Source organism: Chryseobacterium sp. HMWF035 (assembly GCF_003094695.1).
Taxonomy (GTDB): domain Bacteria; phylum Bacteroidota; class Bacteroidia; order Flavobacteriales; family Weeksellaceae; genus Chryseobacterium; species Chryseobacterium gambrini.
Window position 1 is genome coordinate 24860 of the sequence record NZ_QEHP01000123.1, and the last position, 16024, is coordinate 40883.

A 16024-nucleotide genomic window follows, 5' to 3' on the forward strand; every position below is an offset into this window, starting at 1 on the left:
TATTCAAATTATCAAAACTAAGATTTACCTTTCAGAAATTTCTTTACTCCTCTTTTTCGATATAATTGTTGGTTCTTTTCAGTAATTTTGAAATTTTCTCGTCCAGTTTTCCGGATTTCATATCATCAGTTCCGAGCTTTGCTATGTAACCGTCTTTCAATTGGATATCAACTTTCCCTATCTGTTTATTGATGCTTATACTTTCCACATCGTCGTTGCTGAAACTAAAACCTCCCATCACCTTTTTATACTCGGCAAAAGTCATCTGCTTTGTAGATTTTGGGACTAGCGAAAAAATTCCGTTGATTTTTTTAATCTGAATTAAATTAAAAACGTGATCATTTTCAGAATCTTTAAGGCTTACCACAAGTCCGGGAAGTCCTGAAAATCTGTACGGTCCGTCGTTAACCGGATAATCTTTGCTGAACCACGCTTCCCAGTTTCTTCCTTTAAAATTTGCCGTAGCTTTCTGGCAATCTATATTATTAATTTTTAAAAATTCTTTTTCAATTTTCCATTTCGGAACTTCATTATCTGGAATTAACAAATTGACAGTCTTAAACTTATCATAAAAATTAACTGCTTTTTTAGCATAATCTTTTTCAATAATATAGCTGAGATTCTGGTCATAGTTTTTAGACGAAAGCAAATCCTTATAACTTTTTGTAGCCGCATAAGCAGAATCTCTTTCGTATTTCACCGCGTTATAAAAATAGGATTTCTTACCGTCCGTATCCAGATTCATATAATCTGTTATAACGGAATCTTTTTTATTAAGATCCGGCTTCATCCTGTATTCGTACACAAAGCGGTAATTCTGAGCCGAAGCCAGTGAAACGATAAAAAGAAACAGAAATTTGTACATAATGGTGACTGGTGTTTTAATTTTATATTGAATAACTACAAATATAGTGATAAAACGCTAACGCAGACAAAAAAGCTTACTCCGGCTGTATTTTAATTTCTGAAGAAATACTTTTTATTATATTTGTTAAAATAGAAATAATTACATGGAGAAACTTTCAGATAGAGTACAAAGACTTGGTTACTCACAAACTTTTGTTATGTCGAATAAGGCTAGAGAAATGAAAGCCAGCGGAATAGATGTTATAAGCCTTACTTTAGGGGAACCCGATTTTGATGTTCCGGACAATATCAAACAGGCTGCTTTCGATGCCATTAACCAAAATTACAGTCACTACTCTCCTGTTCCCGGATTTTTAGAACTTCGTGAAGCGATTGCTCACAAATTAAAACGAGATAATAATTTAGAATATAAACCAACGCAGATCTGCGTTTCCAACGGTGCAAAACAGGCGATTTTAAATGTTCTGGCTGCTCTTCTTAACGATGGAGATGAAGTAATTCTTCCGAATCCTTACTGGGTAAGCTATGATGAAATGGTAAAAATGATGGGCGGAGTTTCTGTGATGCTTCCGACTTCATATGTAACGGATTTTAAAATCACTGCGGAACAGCTTGAAGAAGCCATTACAGATAAGACAAAGGCTGTCCTGTTCAGCTCACCGTGCAACCCTTCTGGCGGATATTACACGTATGATGAACTGAAATCTCTGGCAAAAGTGATTGCCAAATATCCTCATGTAACGGTAATTTCAGACGAAATATATGAATTCATCAACTACGAAACGAAAACAACGTCGATTGCTCAGTTTCCAGAAGTTTACGAACAGACTGCCGTTATTAACGGGATGTCTAAAGCGTTCGCGATGACAGGATGGAGAATCGGATATTCTGCGTGTCCGGAATGGCTGGCTAAAGCGTGTGAAAAAATTCAGGGACAAATGACGAGCGGAGCGAACACAATGGCTCAGAGAGCGTCTATCACAGCTTTACAAACCGATCCTTCGGAGTATAAATACATGATTGATGCTTTCAAAAAAAGAAGGGATCTGGTTTATGATTTAATTAAAGAAATCCCAGGTTTTAAAGTAGTTTTACCTAAAGCAGCGTTTTATTTCTTCCCGGATGTATCGCATTACATCGGAAAAACATTAGACGGAACAGAAATTAAAGATTCTGATGATTTCGCGATGTTCCTTCTCGAAAATGCTCATGTAGGCTGCGTTGGCGGAGTTTCTTTCGGAAGTCCTGAATGCATCAGATTTTCTTATGCGGCTTCGGAGGAAGATTTAAAAGAAGCCATGAGAAGAATTAAAGATTTACTTGATAAATTTAACTAAGAATAATTTAAGCATTTTTTTAAATAATAATCAAACATATTCCAACATCAATTAACATGAATTTTTTAAAGAGAATCACCATTGTAACCAGTATTGCAGCAGCAAGTTACTGCGGATACGCTTACGGACAGGATTTCCAGTGGAAAGAAGCACAGTCGAATGGCTACACCTATAAATATGTAACCAACGACCCTACCTCAGCAAGATATTACACACTGAAAAACGGCTTAACCGTTATTCTGAGCCCAACGAAGAAAGACCCAAGAATCCAGACTTTTATTGCAACGAAAGCAGGAAGCAAAACGGATCCGGCAGATCATACCGGTTTGGCGCATTATCTGGAACATATGCTTTTTAAAGGGACGGATCAATTCGGATCTAAAGACTGGGCAAAAGAAAAGCCGCTTCTTGACCAGATTGATGCTCTTTACGAAAAATATAATTCTACTACGGACGAAGCAAAGAGAAAGGAAATTTATAAAGAAATCGATAAAGTTTCGGGAGAAGCAGCGAAATATGCTATTGCAAACGAATACGACAAAATGATGTCGGGAATGGGCGCAGACGGAACCAACGCTTTTACTTCGTACGAACAGACAGTTTACACGGAAGACATTCCTGCGAATGTAACGGATAAATTTTTAGCATTACAGGCAGAACGTTTCAGACAGCCGATTTTAAGACTTTTCCATACAGAATTGGAAGCGGTTTACGAAGAAAAAAACAGAGGTCTGGATAATGACGGAAGAAAGGTTCTGGAATCTATGTTTGCCGCGATGTTCCCGAATAACAATTACGGAAAGCAAACGACCATCGGAACGATTGAACACCTGAAAAATCCTTCACTAAAAGCGATCAGAGAATACTATAACAATTATTACGTTCCGAATAATATGGGGATCATCATGTCGGGAGATTTTAATCCTGATGAAATGATTGCCAAGATCGACAAAGCATTTTCTTACATGAAAAACAAACCGGTTCCGGCATACAATCCGGGACAGGAAAGTCCGATTATGGCTCCGATTACCCGGGAAGTTTACGGACCGAATCCTGAAAATATCATGATCGGATTCCGTTTTCCGGGTGCTACGACAAAAGATGCAAGAATGCTGAATTTTATCGGAAGTATGCTTACGAATGGACAGGCGGGATTAATTGACCTTGATCTTGTTAAAAAGCAGAAATTACTGGGTGCTTATGCGTTTCCGTATGTTCTGAAAGATTATTCGGCACTTTTGTTACAGGGAAATCCTACGGAAGGACAGTCTTTGGATGATGTGAAGAATTTATTGCTTCAGGAAATCGACAAGCTAAGAAAGGGAGAATTTTCTGATGATCTGATCCAGTCGATCGTGAATAATGAGAAGAAAAATGTGATCCAGAAGTATGAAAAATATACCTCAAGAGCAGAATCTCTGATGGATGAATTCACTTCCGAAGTAGACCATAAAACCCAACTTCAGTATATTGAAGAAATTTCAAAGCTTACTAAAAAAGATATTATGGATTTCGCATCTAAATATCTTAAAGACAATAATTATGTAGCGGTTTACAAAAGAAAAGGAGAAGATAAAAACATCGTAAAAGTAGACAAACCTACGATTACTCCAGTTTCCGTAAACAGAGAAGACCAGTCGCCGTTCCTGAAAAAGATCGACGAAATGCCGGAAGCTCCGATTTCTCCGGTATGGCTGACTTTTGAAAAAGATATTGCCAAAAGCAAAGTAAAATCGGTGGATGTACTTTCTGTAAAAAATACAGACAATGATCTTTTCAGATTATACTATTATTTCGATGCCGGAAAATGGAATAATAAAATTCTTCCTTTAGCAGCAGAATATCTGCAATATTTAGGAACAAAAAATAAATCTTCGGAAGACATCAGTAAAGAATTTTACAAACTGGCTTCAAGTTTCAATGTAAGCGCAGGAAATGAAGAAACCTACGTTACACTGGAAGGTCTGAATGAAAATTTCGATAAAACTGCGGCTCTGTTCGAAGATTTAATTAAAAACTGTGTAGCAGATCAGAAAGCGTTAGATTCCTACAAAGTGAGGCTAAAAAAATCAAGAGCCAATGCGAAACAGAATAAAGGCTCTATCATGAGCGGATTGAGAAGCTACGCACAGTATGGTCCGCAAAACCCATTCAATAACGTATTGAGCGACGCAGAATTAGATGCACTCAAAGCAGAAGATCTGGTGAATATTCTGCATGATTTATTCAACTTTAAGCATAAAATTCTTCATTACGGTCCGAAATCAGCCAACGAAGTTGCTTCTTCTTTAACGCTGATCCACAAAGTTCCGGCTTCGCTGAAAGAGATGCCGAAGTCTAAAACATTTACCCAGATTCCTACGGATAAGAATAAAGTGTTGTTTGCCCATTACGATATGGTTCAGGCAGAAATTTTCTGGGTAAGAAACAGCGATCCTTATAATGTAAGCATTACTCCGACTGTAAATTTGTTCAATAATTATTTCGGTGGCGGAATGGGTTCTGTGGTTTTCCAGACGATCAGGGAGTCGAAAGCTTTGGCTTATTCTACCTATTCTTACTTCTCGCTTCCAGGCAAAAAAGAGGATAAAGATATGATTATGGCTTATGTAGGAACTCAGGCAGATAAATTCAATGAATCTACCACAGCGATGAATGAGCTTCTGACAACGCTTCCGAAATCTGATCAGTTATTTGAAACGGCAAAAAGCGGACTGAAGAAAACGATTGCCTCCGAAAGAATTACACAGGACGGAATTATCTTTACGTATCTGAGAGCCCAAAAGCTTGGAAATAATACAGATATCAGAAAAAACACTTACGAGCAGGCTCCAAAACTGACGTTTGCTAATATCAACAGTTTCCACGATAAGGAAATGAAAGGTAAAAGCTACACCTACTGTCTGGTTGCTTCGCAGGATAAAGTAAGTGAAGCCGATATGCAGAAACTCGGTGAAGTGAAGAAATTGAATTTGACTGAGATTTTTGGTTATTAATAATGAAAAAGCCCTGAAATTCAGGGCTTTTTTAATTCCAATTTTTATAGGGCATCAAGTACTTAAAATTATTTTACAATCCCTTTCAAAGTAAGTGGAAGTATTGTATCAAAATTTGAAATACTTTTGTTAGTAATAAGAAAAAACTGTTTTACAGTAACTCCATGATCTTTATATTTATTAGGATCATATTTAATTTTTATAGAGATTGTATCATTTTTAAAATAAAGTCCTTTTTTCACATTGCTTTGGGTACAATCACAACCTTCCCTTACTCCGTAAACTTTTAAACTGTCATGGTTTATATTTACATATTTAAAGTTGTAATTATATACTGGAGTTTTATTTCTTTCTAAAATTCCAAAATCATGTGTCAAGATTTCTTTTTGATTGTTAAAAACAATTTTTTCGGAAGTTTTATAAGTGAGTAAGCACAAAACTATAATTGCTAATAATGAAATAATGACATACAAATATTTTTTATTCATTGTTGCTTTTTCTTTTTTTTACGTAAACTTCCAAGCCTATCATAGCGTTTGTATAAAAGCCATTTTTTCTAGAAAAGTTTGGACCAAAACCCCATTTTGAATCATCATTATTATATCTTGTATATGTAAGCTTTTCTGTATAATTGGTAAAACGAATTGCTGGTCCTACTCGATAATCATGATTTTTGGTAGGAAGCCACTTTACAGCAACCAATACACCTTCTGTTAAAAAAGGAATATGATAATTCTCCACATTTATTCTAACTTCAGTTCTTTTTTTATTTTTAGGAGCATACAGTATTTGTTGTTTATTCAATTTTTCTAATGGTTTACCGGTCAATCCATCCATTTTATAAAAATTAATTTCTAAATCGGTTAGATTGTCCTGTGAATCAGTTTTATGTAAGAATAAAATTACATTACGGATTATTCCTTTTTTTTGAAGGTTATTATCAAACCTTACACCTATTTCAAAATTTACATTTGGGTTAACCGACTTCAGCCTAGAATTGATTTCTTTTTTTAAAGCAAAAGAATAATCTACTTTCTCATAATCAGTGTCATTAATAACTATAGCTTCTATGTCTGCGAATTTTTCAGACAGAGTATCTCTTTCTATTTTTTGCGCATTAAAACTTAACAATAGAAAAAAAAATAATGTTTGTATAATCTTTTTCATCTTTATAAAAAGAGGCTTTCTAAGGTAGAAAGCCTCATCATTAATTATTAATTAAATCCACTTCCACAACCGATCAAACTGGGTTCTTCCTCCCACTCGATTAGTCCCCATAAAATACTATGAGTAACAACTTGAAAATAGCAACCATTTGAAAACCAAATGTAACTACTTTGTTTAGCCTGTAGCTGTGTATTTGTCAAAGATGCACTTGCCATAAGTGTAAATGCTGACATAATCATTAGCTTTTTCATTTTAAAATAATTTTTTTCACCTACTTATTTTGTCTAAATCTTCAACAGAGAAGCTTTAAACTTTCCTTTCAGAGGCAGGTTTTCGGTTTATTTCCTACCTTCATATTGCGCAATATATTTTTTAAAAACTTCAATAAAAAAGCTTTTAATTTTATTTATATAATGGCTTTTCTGAAGAAGAAAGAAAGACCATTTGTGTTTATTTAGGGATTCAAATATAAAATCAATTTTCTTTAAAACGAAATTTATCTTTAAATTATTGTAAGCATTTGAAAACAATTTTTTTATGTTAAATAAATTCAAAAAGATTAAAAAATCAAGCCAATGAAAAAATAATTGAAGAACTGAAAGATAAACTCAATAATTCCAATTAAAAAAAATATAATAAAAAGACTTGAAAAACTCAGGTCTTTTTTCATTCATAATCAATTTTATGATTCAGTTCAATAGGATTATTGTTCTCTCTGATTTGTTTTTTAAGCTGTTTTGTCATCTTATTAAGATCGGTCGGGATAAGATTTCCTTTTTCATCTCCCGATTGTATTTTTATGTTTCTGGCTTTCAGTTCTGCAAAAGGATCTGCATAATAATCTGACTGAATTTTCTGAAAATCTACCCAACTTATAGCCGTTCCTTTCTTTGAAAAAAACAGATTATCTTTTTCAAGTTTTTTGATCTTTATCAGATTAAAACTATAGTTTTCCTGATCGTCCGAAATTTTCACAATAATTCCGGGAAGACCATTAAAAACATACGGACCTTCAGGAATGGGAATACTTTGCGTAAACCATGCGATCCAGCTTCTTCCACCGTACTCTACGGTTGCTTTCCGGCATTCAAAATCCTCTATTTTCTTTTTGTCGGATAATATCTTCCAGTTCAGATTTTCATCTATTTTTATGAAATATTTGTCATTAAAAAAGCTCATGAAAATAACCTTTTGGATATTGGCTGTTTCAAGATTTTTCACAACATAAATCTGAGAATTAAAAACCGGGCTTCTGCCTAAACCAAGTCCCGTTCTTTGTATCATGGAGTCGGAAACCCTTTCGCGCTCGCAACGAAAAGCAGATTCCTTTTCGAAAACATCCAAGTAATAAGTTTCGGTAGTAAAGTCGGGTTTATTGGGATTAGACTTAAATTTAAGATCATAAACAAAAGTCATTTTTTGAGACAGCATCATTGCTGAAAGTATGCATCCCAAAATAAGGAATACTTTTTTTATGAATAATTTTAAAATCATGGTATTTAAATTTACAGCTAAATTAAGATTTATTAAAATTTCATCTATTAGGAAATATGGCTAAATCATAAAAAACATCCTATTCAAAGGCTTTTTTATTTCTATCAGATCAAAAATAATTATAGATTTTATTTATCGAAATCAAATTGTTCGATAGACGAAATATTTCTATATTTGCACCTGAAAATTTAAAATAAAAAAACAGGAAAATTATGTCTTTAGTAGGAAAAAAATTCCCGAATGTAACAGTAGATGCAATGTCTGAAATGGGTGATGATCTTAGAATCAACATCTTCCAGGAAGCTACAGAAAACCAACAGAAAGTTCTTTTATTCTGGTACCCGAAAGATTTCACTTTTGTTTGCCCGACTGAGCTTCACGCTTTTCAGGAAGCTTTACCAGAATTTGAAAAAAGAAACACTAAAGTAATCGGTGCTTCTTGCGATACCAACGAAGTACACTTCGCATGGTTAAATGTTTCAAAAGACAACGGTGGTATTGAAGGCGTTACTTACCCGCTTTTAGCAGATACTCACAGACAGTTGGCTAACATTTTAGGAATTGTAGATCAGGATTTCGAATACAATGACGAAGGTGAAGAAGTTTTCACAGGTTCTAACGTTACGTACAGAGCAACTTACCTTATCGACGAGACCGGAAAAATTTTCCACGAGTCTGTAAACGATATGCCTCTTGGTAGAAACGTAAAAGAATATTTAAGATTAATTGACGCTTACACGCACGTACAGAAGCACGGTGAAGTTTGCCCTGCAAACTGGGAAGAAGGAAAAGAAGCAATGAAAGCAGACAGAACTTCTACGGCGGAGTATTTAGCGAAAAACTAAGATAATGTGCTAATTTGAAAATGAGATAATTTGAAAATTGATCACATTGATTATTTAAGAATTATCTCATTTTCTATTTTTCAGCATTTTCAAATTAATAAATTTCCAAATTTTCAAATTAAAATTATGTATACAGAATTAACAGAAGATACGCTTCAGAATATTGTAAGCGAAAATGAAAAGGTTGTAGTACAGTACGGTGCAACATGGTGCGGAAACTGCAGAATCATGAAGCCGAAATTCAAAAAACTGGCATCGGAGAACGAAAGCATTCCTTTCCTTTACGTAGATGCAGAAAAATTACCGGAAAGCAGAAAATTGGCAACAGTGGATAATCTTCCGACTTTTGCAATCTTCAGAAATGGTGAGTTGGTGAATCAGGTACAGTCTAATCAGGCAGAAAGTTTAATTAATTTATTCAACGAATTGTAATTATGAAGTTACCGATCATCAGACAGTTTTATCAGAACCAGACTCCTGAAAATCTTGAAAAAACATTAGAAGTTTTAGAAAGCTTCACGGAATTCAGAGGAACTACCGAAGAAGATATGAACGTTGCAGGAGAATTAATTACGAATATCTGCGGAGCTCTGGAAGTTCACGCCAACGTACAAAACGGAATGAGCGAGAAAGATGCTTTAAATTCTTTTGCTCAGAAGGTTTTAGGATCGATTGACAGATAATTTTTATTAAAACACGGATACTTTAAAATTGTGTCACTTGTGCTAAAATTAGTGCTATTTGTGTTTTAATTTAAACACGAATTTCACGAATCTGTTTTCACGAATAAGCACAAATATTTTTAAAAATTGTGCCGTTTGTGTTTAGATCAAACCAAAAATAAAATCCCGATGAAAAGACATCAGGATTTTTTGGGTTTATAAAATTTCTATTATTGAATTAGCTTCTTCTGCTCATTAAAATTCTCAAAATATACCAGAACAAAAGCATAATAGAAGCAAAAAGCTGTAAAGAAGCTCCAACATACTGATCTGTCGTGTAAGAATCTTTCAGTTTGCTTGTCTGGTACAAAATCGTTGCAGAAGCCAGAATTACCATTCCTACCGAAAACCAAAGTCCAAGGTTGAAGCCGAAAATCATTCCGCCAACGATTAATCCCAGAGAAATAAATCCTCCGATTACAATAATATTTCTAAGGAAAGAAAAATCTCTTTTTGAAGTAAACGCTACAAAAGAAATCCCTGCAAACATCGCGATGGTTAACATTGCTGCCTGATAAATGATCGATCCGCCAACATTCACTACTGCAATGTAGATCATCGGCATAAAAATTAACGCTTCAAGCAAAATATAAAATCCCAATCCCATATACTGGACTGATCTGCTTTGCGAAAGAGACCATTTATTCGCCAATACAGAAGCCAGCCAAAATACTCCGATAATTAATAACCAGGTAAATTTTCCCTGAAACATTAATCCGATAACTTCCGGCGGAACGGTTTTTAACAATACGGTTTCCACTCCAATAAAAGCAAGAATCGCCAAAGCAACGTGCAAATACGTCTTTTTATAAAATTCTGCTTTTTCCACTTCTTTGGCATGCGCCACTAAAACATCTGTCATCATAGTTTTTATTTTTTAATATGTTATTCTAATCTTTTCATAGGTTTTATTCCTATAATTTTTCCGCTATCCTCAAAAAGAACGGTGATCATTTCTTTGGGTGGGGAAACTTCTTCTTTATATTTAAACTGAACCATTGAATATTGGCTTCCGTCATTTACCAACTGAAATCCCGTCATAAAAACATCAATCTGTTTATCTAAATGAATATTTTCAGCTAAATTTTTAAGCATATCATCCGTTGTGGAACCGGCAATTTTTTCTGAGAGCAAATCTCTTGCTCCGGCAAAATCAGAAGTTTTAAGCTTTTCAAGAAATTTTAGAAATTCATTAGTATATAAACTTACCTTCTCTTTTCCTAACGCATTTCCATCATCTTCTTTTCGCTCATTTTTTACATACAATCTAATTTTATGTCCGGGAACTGTAGCCATCATTCCTTGTCTTTCATAATATTCCGAAAGATCAATATAGGCAAAGATATTTATACTGTCTTTAATCTTCCATTCATCACTTCGGTGGAGTCCTTCTCTGGAATTAAGGAGATTGAGATTATTCAAATTTCCTTTCTGATGGCTTTTGCCATATTTTTTCGAAACCTCGCTGATAAGCTCTTCATATTTCTTTATCATGGCTTTATTAAAGCTGATCGGTTTCTTCACATTTTCGCCTTTATCAAAATTGTAAACATCCCATTCATAAAGAATTTCCGCAATAACAGAATCTGTTTTATAGGCTTTATAAAATACCCGAAGATTTGGAATTTCCTTTTCTTTTCTTTCAAAAATAACAGGCTGAAGAACGGGCTCGAAAGAAATGTACTCTTCATCTGTCTTAACAAGTTTGCTTCCTAACTTATTTTCAAACTGAATAAAATCATTCAGTTTTTTCCCTTGAATATCAGTCTGAATTATATTTTGAGAATAACAAAACTGACTGATCAGAAGAATACCTAACATTTTAATTTTCATCGTGTTTTATCAAAAAATTTCTGAATTACTTCATCATCTTATACGGTTTAATTCCCATAATCTTTCCGTCTGTTTCAAAAACTGCCGTAATTACCACTTTCGGTTCAGCGGCTTTATCATCAGAATATTTATACTGAATCATTGGCAGGCTACTTCCGTCAATTAAGGGTTTATAACTGGCTTTGATAATCTGAAAAGTTTTGTCAGTCTTAATATCTGCGGCAAGCTTCTCGTAAACAACATCTGTTACCATCTTTTTAGCTTTTTCAGATAAAAGTTCATCCATAGCTTTTCGGTCAGAAATCTTCAGGGCAGCGATAAATTTCAGAAATTTTCCGTTGTAGAGTTCAATCTCCTCTTTGGTAAGACTTAAAGAGGGTTTTACATCGGTGGCCACATTTGTGTTCGTGTTCTTTTTTGTTTCCGGTTTCACATTTTTCGTCTTTTGTGAAAGAAAAAATGGCGCCGACAAAACGGAAAGAACTAAAAGTATTTTTTTCATTATGCTTAAACTGTTTCAATAAACAATAAACGGAATGCACTATTCTGTATTGCTTATCACTTATAAATTACCTGCTGTAATCCGGCATTACGCCTAAGATTTTACCGTCATTTTCAAAAACCACAGTAACCAGATCTCTTGGAGGAGAAAGCGTATCGTCTTTATATTTATACTGAATCGTTGGATATGTTTCGTTATCCAGCAGCTTCTGGTATCCGGATTTATACACTTCAAATGTACGTTCGAAACTGATTCCGCCTGATAATTTCTGAATAACATTGTCTGAAACAATACTTTTCACTTTATCTGAAATCAGATTATTGACAGCCTGTTTATCCGATTTTTTCAATGCATCCACAAATTTCAGAAAATACGGATGATAAAAGTCGATTTTATCTTTACTCAATTCCGAAGTGAGCTCTATTTTCTTGCTTTCAACAACTTTAATTCTGCTTTCCTGCGAAAAACCCGCCTGAAAAGCCAAAGCCGCAACAATCAGAAGTATTTTTTTCATAATAAAATGATTTGCTGACAGCAAGATACAAAGAATTATATTACGGATAAAAATTTCATCGTATCTACATTATCCGCATACGTATTCAACCCCGGATTTTGGGCTTCTCCTAATTTAATGGAATCCAAACCAAGCTCATCTTTCGCCACCACACACTGAATATTTTCTTCGTTTTCCGAAATAAAACTTTTCACTTCATCCAGAGAAGAATATCTGCTGAAATTGATGACAGAAAGCGGACTGAATAATTTCTCATCCTCCTTCAGCATCACAAAATTATTATCCCAGAATTTATCCTGATTTAAAAGATAAACCGCCCTGTTGTAATCATAATTATTGGCATATTTGTTATGATTGATGATCTCCTGAAAATCCAGAAAACTTTCAAATAATCTGTCGATAACAAAATCCTGAGGAATAAAAAGCCGGGTTACATTTCTGCATCCCAAACCGAAATAACGGAAAATATCTTCCGCCAGAAGTTTAAGCTCCTCTTCCGTTTCATCCCCTTTTAAAACAGCAATGGAAGTCCTGTTTTTTCTGATGATATTCAGGTGGTTCTTAAAGTAATACTCAAGATATCTTGCCGTATTGTTGCTTCCTGTTGCAATTACCGCATCAAAATTCTCCAGTCTTTCTACAAATTCAAACGATACATTTCCTTCCGAAAATTCATTCCACTTTTTTAATAAAAACGGAATCATGTATTTGTCTTTTGAAGAAAGTTTGATCACCGGAATATGATTGCTCAGCACCACAGAAATTACATCGTGAAAACCCACCAAAGGAATATTTCCTGCAAGAATAAGCCCTACTCTTTTCGTAGTTTTTGAAATCTGATATTCTTTCAGCCAGTCGGCAATATTTTCTTCCGTCAGAAGATCCGTCCACTGTTTCAAAGCAAACTTCTGGTTTTCAATGGTAAACCACGGATTTTCAATTTCAGATCGTTTTAACAACAATTCAAAGTCAGAATCGTTATCATTATAATCCTCCTGATTTTTGTTTAAAAAGTCTTTTATATATTGGCTTAGTCTTGTAAGTCCTAAAACTTGATTTTCGGTATTCATAATTGCTTTAAAATTGGGGAATATTTTGTAATTTTGTGCAAATTTAAAAAAAATTAGCGATGGCTATTAAAATAACTGATGAATGCATTAACTGCGGAGCCTGTGAACCGGAATGTCCAAACAATGCAATTTATGAAGGAGCAGTAGACTGGAAAGCTTCAGAAGGTACAGAACTAAAAGGTACCGTAACATTACCATCAGGTCTTACAGTGGATGCAGATGCGCCGCAGGAACCTGTAAGTGATGATGTTTATTTCATTGTAACAGATAAATGTACGGAATGTAAAGGATTCCACGAAGAGCCACAGTGTGCAGCCGTTTGTCCGGTAGACTGCTGTGTTCCGGATGAAGATCATGTAGAATCTGAAGAAGCACTGCTTAATAAAAAAGCATTCTTACACGGAGAATAAAAAACTGCCGTCTCATCAATCATGAGGCGGTTTTTTATATACAAAAACTCAGAACAATTCAATAAGAAACTATAAATGAAGCTGTAAGAAGAAATTTTTACAGGAAATCCCAAAAAATAATAATATGAGCAAAAAGCACAACTTTAGCGCAGGACCATGTATTTTACCACAGGAAGTTTTCGAAAAATCGGCACAGGCGGTTTTAGATTTCAACGGAATCGGACTTTCCCTGCTTGAAATTTCGCACAGAAGCAAAGATTTCGTAGCGGTAATGGATGAAGCACGCGCTATCGTAAAAAGACTGATGAATTTAGGAGAGGATTACGAAGTTTTATATTTAGGAGGCGGTGCAAGTCTGCAGTTTGCCATGGTTCCTTACAACCTTATGAAAGTAGGCGGAAAAGCAGCTTATCTGGATACCGGAACGTGGGCTGCAGGAGCTATTAAAGAAGCTAAAAAAGTAGGAACCGTAGACGTTGTAGGTTCTTCAAAAGAAGAAAATTATTCTTTCATTCCAAAAGATTACACCGTAGGTTCAGAATATGATTATTTCCACTGCACTTCCAATAACACCATCTACGGAACTCAGATGAAATCTTTCCCTGAAGTAGATACTTTAATGGTTTGCGACATGAGTTCAGATATTTTCTCAAGACAATTAGATTTTTCAAAATTCGATTTAATCTATGCCGGAGCTCAGAAAAATATGGGACCTGCAGGAGTAACTTTGGTGGTAATTAAAAAAGAAATTTTAGGAAAAACAGGAAGAGAAAATATGTTCTCTATTCTGGATTATGCTCAGCATATTTCTAAAGAATCCATGTACAACACACCGCCGGTTTTCCCAGTTTACGCTTCTCTATTAACGTTACAGCATCTGGAAAACAATGGTGGAATTGCCGCTGCGGAAGCCAGAAACGAAGCAAAAGCAAAACTGTTATACGATGAGATCGACAGCAATCCTTTATTTGAAACATTCTGCGTAAAAGAAGACCGTTCTTTAATGAATGTATCTTTCAAAATTACAGACGAAAGCAAAAAAGAAGAATTTGATGCGGCATGGAAAGCTGCGGGAATCAGCGGACTGAACGGACACAGAAGTCTGGGAGGCTACAGAGCAAGTTTGTACAATGCTTTACCGATTGAAAGCGTACAGGTTTTAGTAGATGTTATGAAATCCATAAAATAGTATAAATTATTAAATTTCAAACACTTAACAAATATTTAATGTTATTTTAAATTTTCTTAATTTGCGAGACTGTTTAAATTTTGAACCATTAAATATTTAAGTCAAAATAAAACCATGAAAGTTTTAGCCAACGACGGAATTTCGAAAGCAGGAGAACAGGCACTTAAAGATGCCGGAATTGAAGTTCTGGACAACAGAGTTGCACAGGATCACGTCATTAATTTCATCAACGAAAATAACGTGGATGTTCTTTTGGTAAGAAGCGCTACCAAAGTAAGACAGGATCTCATTGATGCCTGTCCTAGTCTTAAAATTATCGGAAGAGGCGGAATCGGGATGGATAATATCGACGTTGAATACGCTATTGATAAAGGAATCTACATCATCAATACGCCGACTGCATCCTCAAAATCGGTTGCAGAATTGGTGTTTGCACATTTCTTTTCTTTAGCAAGATTTCTCCATGAATCCAACAGGTTAATGCCTTTGGAGGGAGAAACCCACTTCAACGCCATGAAAAAATCCTTCTCGAAAGCATACGAACTTTCAGGAAAAACATTGGGTGTTATCGGCTTTGGAAGTATCGGGCAGGAAGTTGTAAAAATGGGAATCTCTCTGGGTATGAAAGTGAAAGTTCTTACCAGAAAGCCTAAAACCAAATTCCTTTCACTGGAATTTTTCGACGGACAGTCTGTTAATTTCGAAATTACTTCCACCAATGATATGGATGAATTCTTAAAAGATACAGACTTCATCAGTCTCAATACGCCGAAAACAAACGAATATATCATAGACACGCCACAATTTGAAAAAATGAAAGACGGAGTCTACATTGTAAATACTGCAAGAGGAGGTGTAATGAATGAAGTTTCCCTGATAGACTTCATCGAATCCGGAAAAGTTGCCGGAGCCGCACTGGATGTTTTTGAAAAGGAACCCACTCCGGAAGTGCTTCTGCTGATGAATCCTTCGCTTTCCCTTTCTCCGCACGTAGGCGGAAATACCGTGGATGCACAGGAAAAAATCGGACTTGAGCTTGCAGAACAGATTATTAAGATTAAAGAAACTATAAACTAAA

General features: G+C 35.0%; 17 protein-coding genes. 8 read left to right on the forward strand and 9 right to left on the reverse strand.

From position 1 onward, the window contains the following. Positions 1 to 43: 43 nt before the first annotated feature. A complete protein-coding gene (locus DD829_RS18475; protein WP_116548024.1) occupies positions 44 to 865 on the reverse strand; it encodes a GLPGLI family protein in 822 nt (273 codons plus the stop codon). Between the two features lie 145 nt (positions 866 to 1010). On the opposite strand from DD829_RS18475, the gene DD829_RS18480 reads away from it, so the two are divergent. After that, a complete protein-coding gene (locus DD829_RS18480; RefSeq protein ID WP_076390392.1) occupies positions 1011 to 2204 on the forward strand; it encodes a pyridoxal phosphate-dependent aminotransferase in 1194 nt (397 codons plus the stop codon). Positions 2205 to 2260: 56 nt separating this feature from the next. Beyond that, complete coding sequence (locus tag DD829_RS18485) at positions 2261 to 5200, forward strand: M16 family metallopeptidase (RefSeq protein WP_116548025.1); 2940 nt, start codon at positions 2261 to 2263, stop codon at positions 5198 to 5200. Positions 5201 to 5268: 68 nt separating this feature from the next. Here the strand turns inward: DD829_RS18485 and DD829_RS18490 are convergent, their stop codons facing one another. From DD829_RS18490 to DD829_RS18510, 3 genes are all read right to left on the reverse strand, one after another. Further along, complete coding sequence (locus tag DD829_RS18490) at positions 5269 to 5688, reverse strand: DUF1573 domain-containing protein (protein WP_116548026.1); 420 nt, start codon at positions 5686 to 5688, stop codon at positions 5269 to 5271. Next, a complete protein-coding gene (locus tag DD829_RS18495) occupies positions 5681 to 6367 on the reverse strand; it encodes a hypothetical protein (RefSeq protein WP_116548027.1) in 687 nt (228 codons plus the stop codon). Before DD829_RS18495 ends, DD829_RS18490 begins: the two co-directional genes overlap by 8 nt. A 666-nt stretch (positions 6368 to 7033) precedes the next feature. Beyond that, the gene (locus DD829_RS18510) at positions 7034 to 7861 is read right to left on the reverse strand and encodes a GLPGLI family protein (RefSeq protein WP_116548030.1); all 828 of its coding nucleotides are present in this window, start codon (positions 7859 to 7861) and stop codon (positions 7034 to 7036) included. 212 nt (positions 7862 to 8073) lie between these two features. Between DD829_RS18510 and DD829_RS18515 the strand changes: the two genes are divergently transcribed. The 3 genes from DD829_RS18515 to DD829_RS18525 all read left to right on the forward strand — a co-directional run bounded on the left by DD829_RS18515 (position 8074) and on the right by DD829_RS18525 (position 9389). Further along, positions 8074 to 8706, forward strand: coding sequence for a peroxiredoxin (locus tag DD829_RS18515; protein ID WP_076390398.1), 633 nt, complete (start codon positions 8074 to 8076; stop codon positions 8704 to 8706). A 126-nt stretch (positions 8707 to 8832) separates the two neighbouring features. Next, on the forward strand, positions 8833 to 9138 hold the full coding sequence (locus tag DD829_RS18520; protein ID WP_108410035.1) for a thioredoxin family protein: 306 nt from the start codon (positions 8833 to 8835) through the stop codon (positions 9136 to 9138). A gap of 2 nt (positions 9139 to 9140) precedes the next feature. Beyond that, the gene (locus tag DD829_RS18525; RefSeq protein WP_087709871.1) at positions 9141 to 9389 is read left to right on the forward strand and encodes a DUF6952 family protein; all 249 of its coding nucleotides are present in this window, start codon (positions 9141 to 9143) and stop codon (positions 9387 to 9389) included. Positions 9390 to 9606: 217 nt separating this feature from the next. Here DD829_RS18525 and DD829_RS18530 read toward each other — a convergent pair whose 3' ends face one another. From DD829_RS18530 to DD829_RS18550, 5 genes are all read right to left on the reverse strand, one after another. After that, entirely contained in the window at positions 9607 to 10293 is a 687-nt protein-coding gene (locus DD829_RS18530) for a Bax inhibitor-1 family protein (protein ID WP_108410034.1), read from the reverse strand. A gap of 20 nt (positions 10294 to 10313) precedes the next feature. After that, positions 10314 to 11261 carry a hypothetical protein gene (locus tag DD829_RS18535; protein ID WP_108410033.1) on the reverse strand — a complete coding sequence of 316 codons (948 nt, stop codon included), beginning with the start codon at positions 11259 to 11261 and terminating at the stop codon, positions 10314 to 10316. 25 nt (positions 11262 to 11286) lie between these two features. Further along, positions 11287 to 11763 (reverse strand): peptidylprolyl isomerase, encoded by a 477-nt coding sequence (locus DD829_RS18540; RefSeq protein WP_108410032.1) that lies wholly within the window; start codon positions 11761 to 11763, stop codon positions 11287 to 11289. A gap of 67 nt (positions 11764 to 11830) precedes the next feature. Further along, positions 11831 to 12277 carry a peptidylprolyl isomerase gene (locus tag DD829_RS18545; RefSeq protein WP_116548031.1) on the reverse strand — a complete coding sequence of 149 codons (447 nt, stop codon included), beginning with the start codon at positions 12275 to 12277 and terminating at the stop codon, positions 11831 to 11833. 35 nt (positions 12278 to 12312) lie between these two features. Continuing rightward, a complete protein-coding gene (locus DD829_RS18550) occupies positions 12313 to 13347 on the reverse strand; it encodes an acyl-CoA reductase (RefSeq protein WP_108410776.1) in 1035 nt (344 codons plus the stop codon). Positions 13348 to 13406: 59 nt separating this feature from the next. Between DD829_RS18550 and DD829_RS18555 the strand changes: the two genes are divergently transcribed. The 3 genes from DD829_RS18555 to DD829_RS18565 all read left to right on the forward strand — a co-directional run bounded on the left by DD829_RS18555 (position 13407) and on the right by DD829_RS18565 (position 16023). Then, complete coding sequence (locus DD829_RS18555) at positions 13407 to 13757, forward strand: 4Fe-4S binding protein (protein WP_034682968.1); 351 nt, start codon at positions 13407 to 13409, stop codon at positions 13755 to 13757. 124 nt (positions 13758 to 13881) lie between these two features. Continuing rightward, positions 13882 to 14946: a 3-phosphoserine/phosphohydroxythreonine transaminase gene (gene serC / locus DD829_RS18560; RefSeq protein WP_108410775.1), complete on the forward strand. Its 1065-nt coding sequence runs from the start codon at positions 13882 to 13884 to the stop codon at positions 14944 to 14946. Between the two features lie 114 nt (positions 14947 to 15060). Next, positions 15061 to 16023 carry a D-2-hydroxyacid dehydrogenase gene (locus tag DD829_RS18565; protein WP_108410251.1) on the forward strand — a complete coding sequence of 321 codons (963 nt, stop codon included), beginning with the start codon at positions 15061 to 15063 and terminating at the stop codon, positions 16021 to 16023. Position 16024 lies beyond the last annotated feature (1 nt).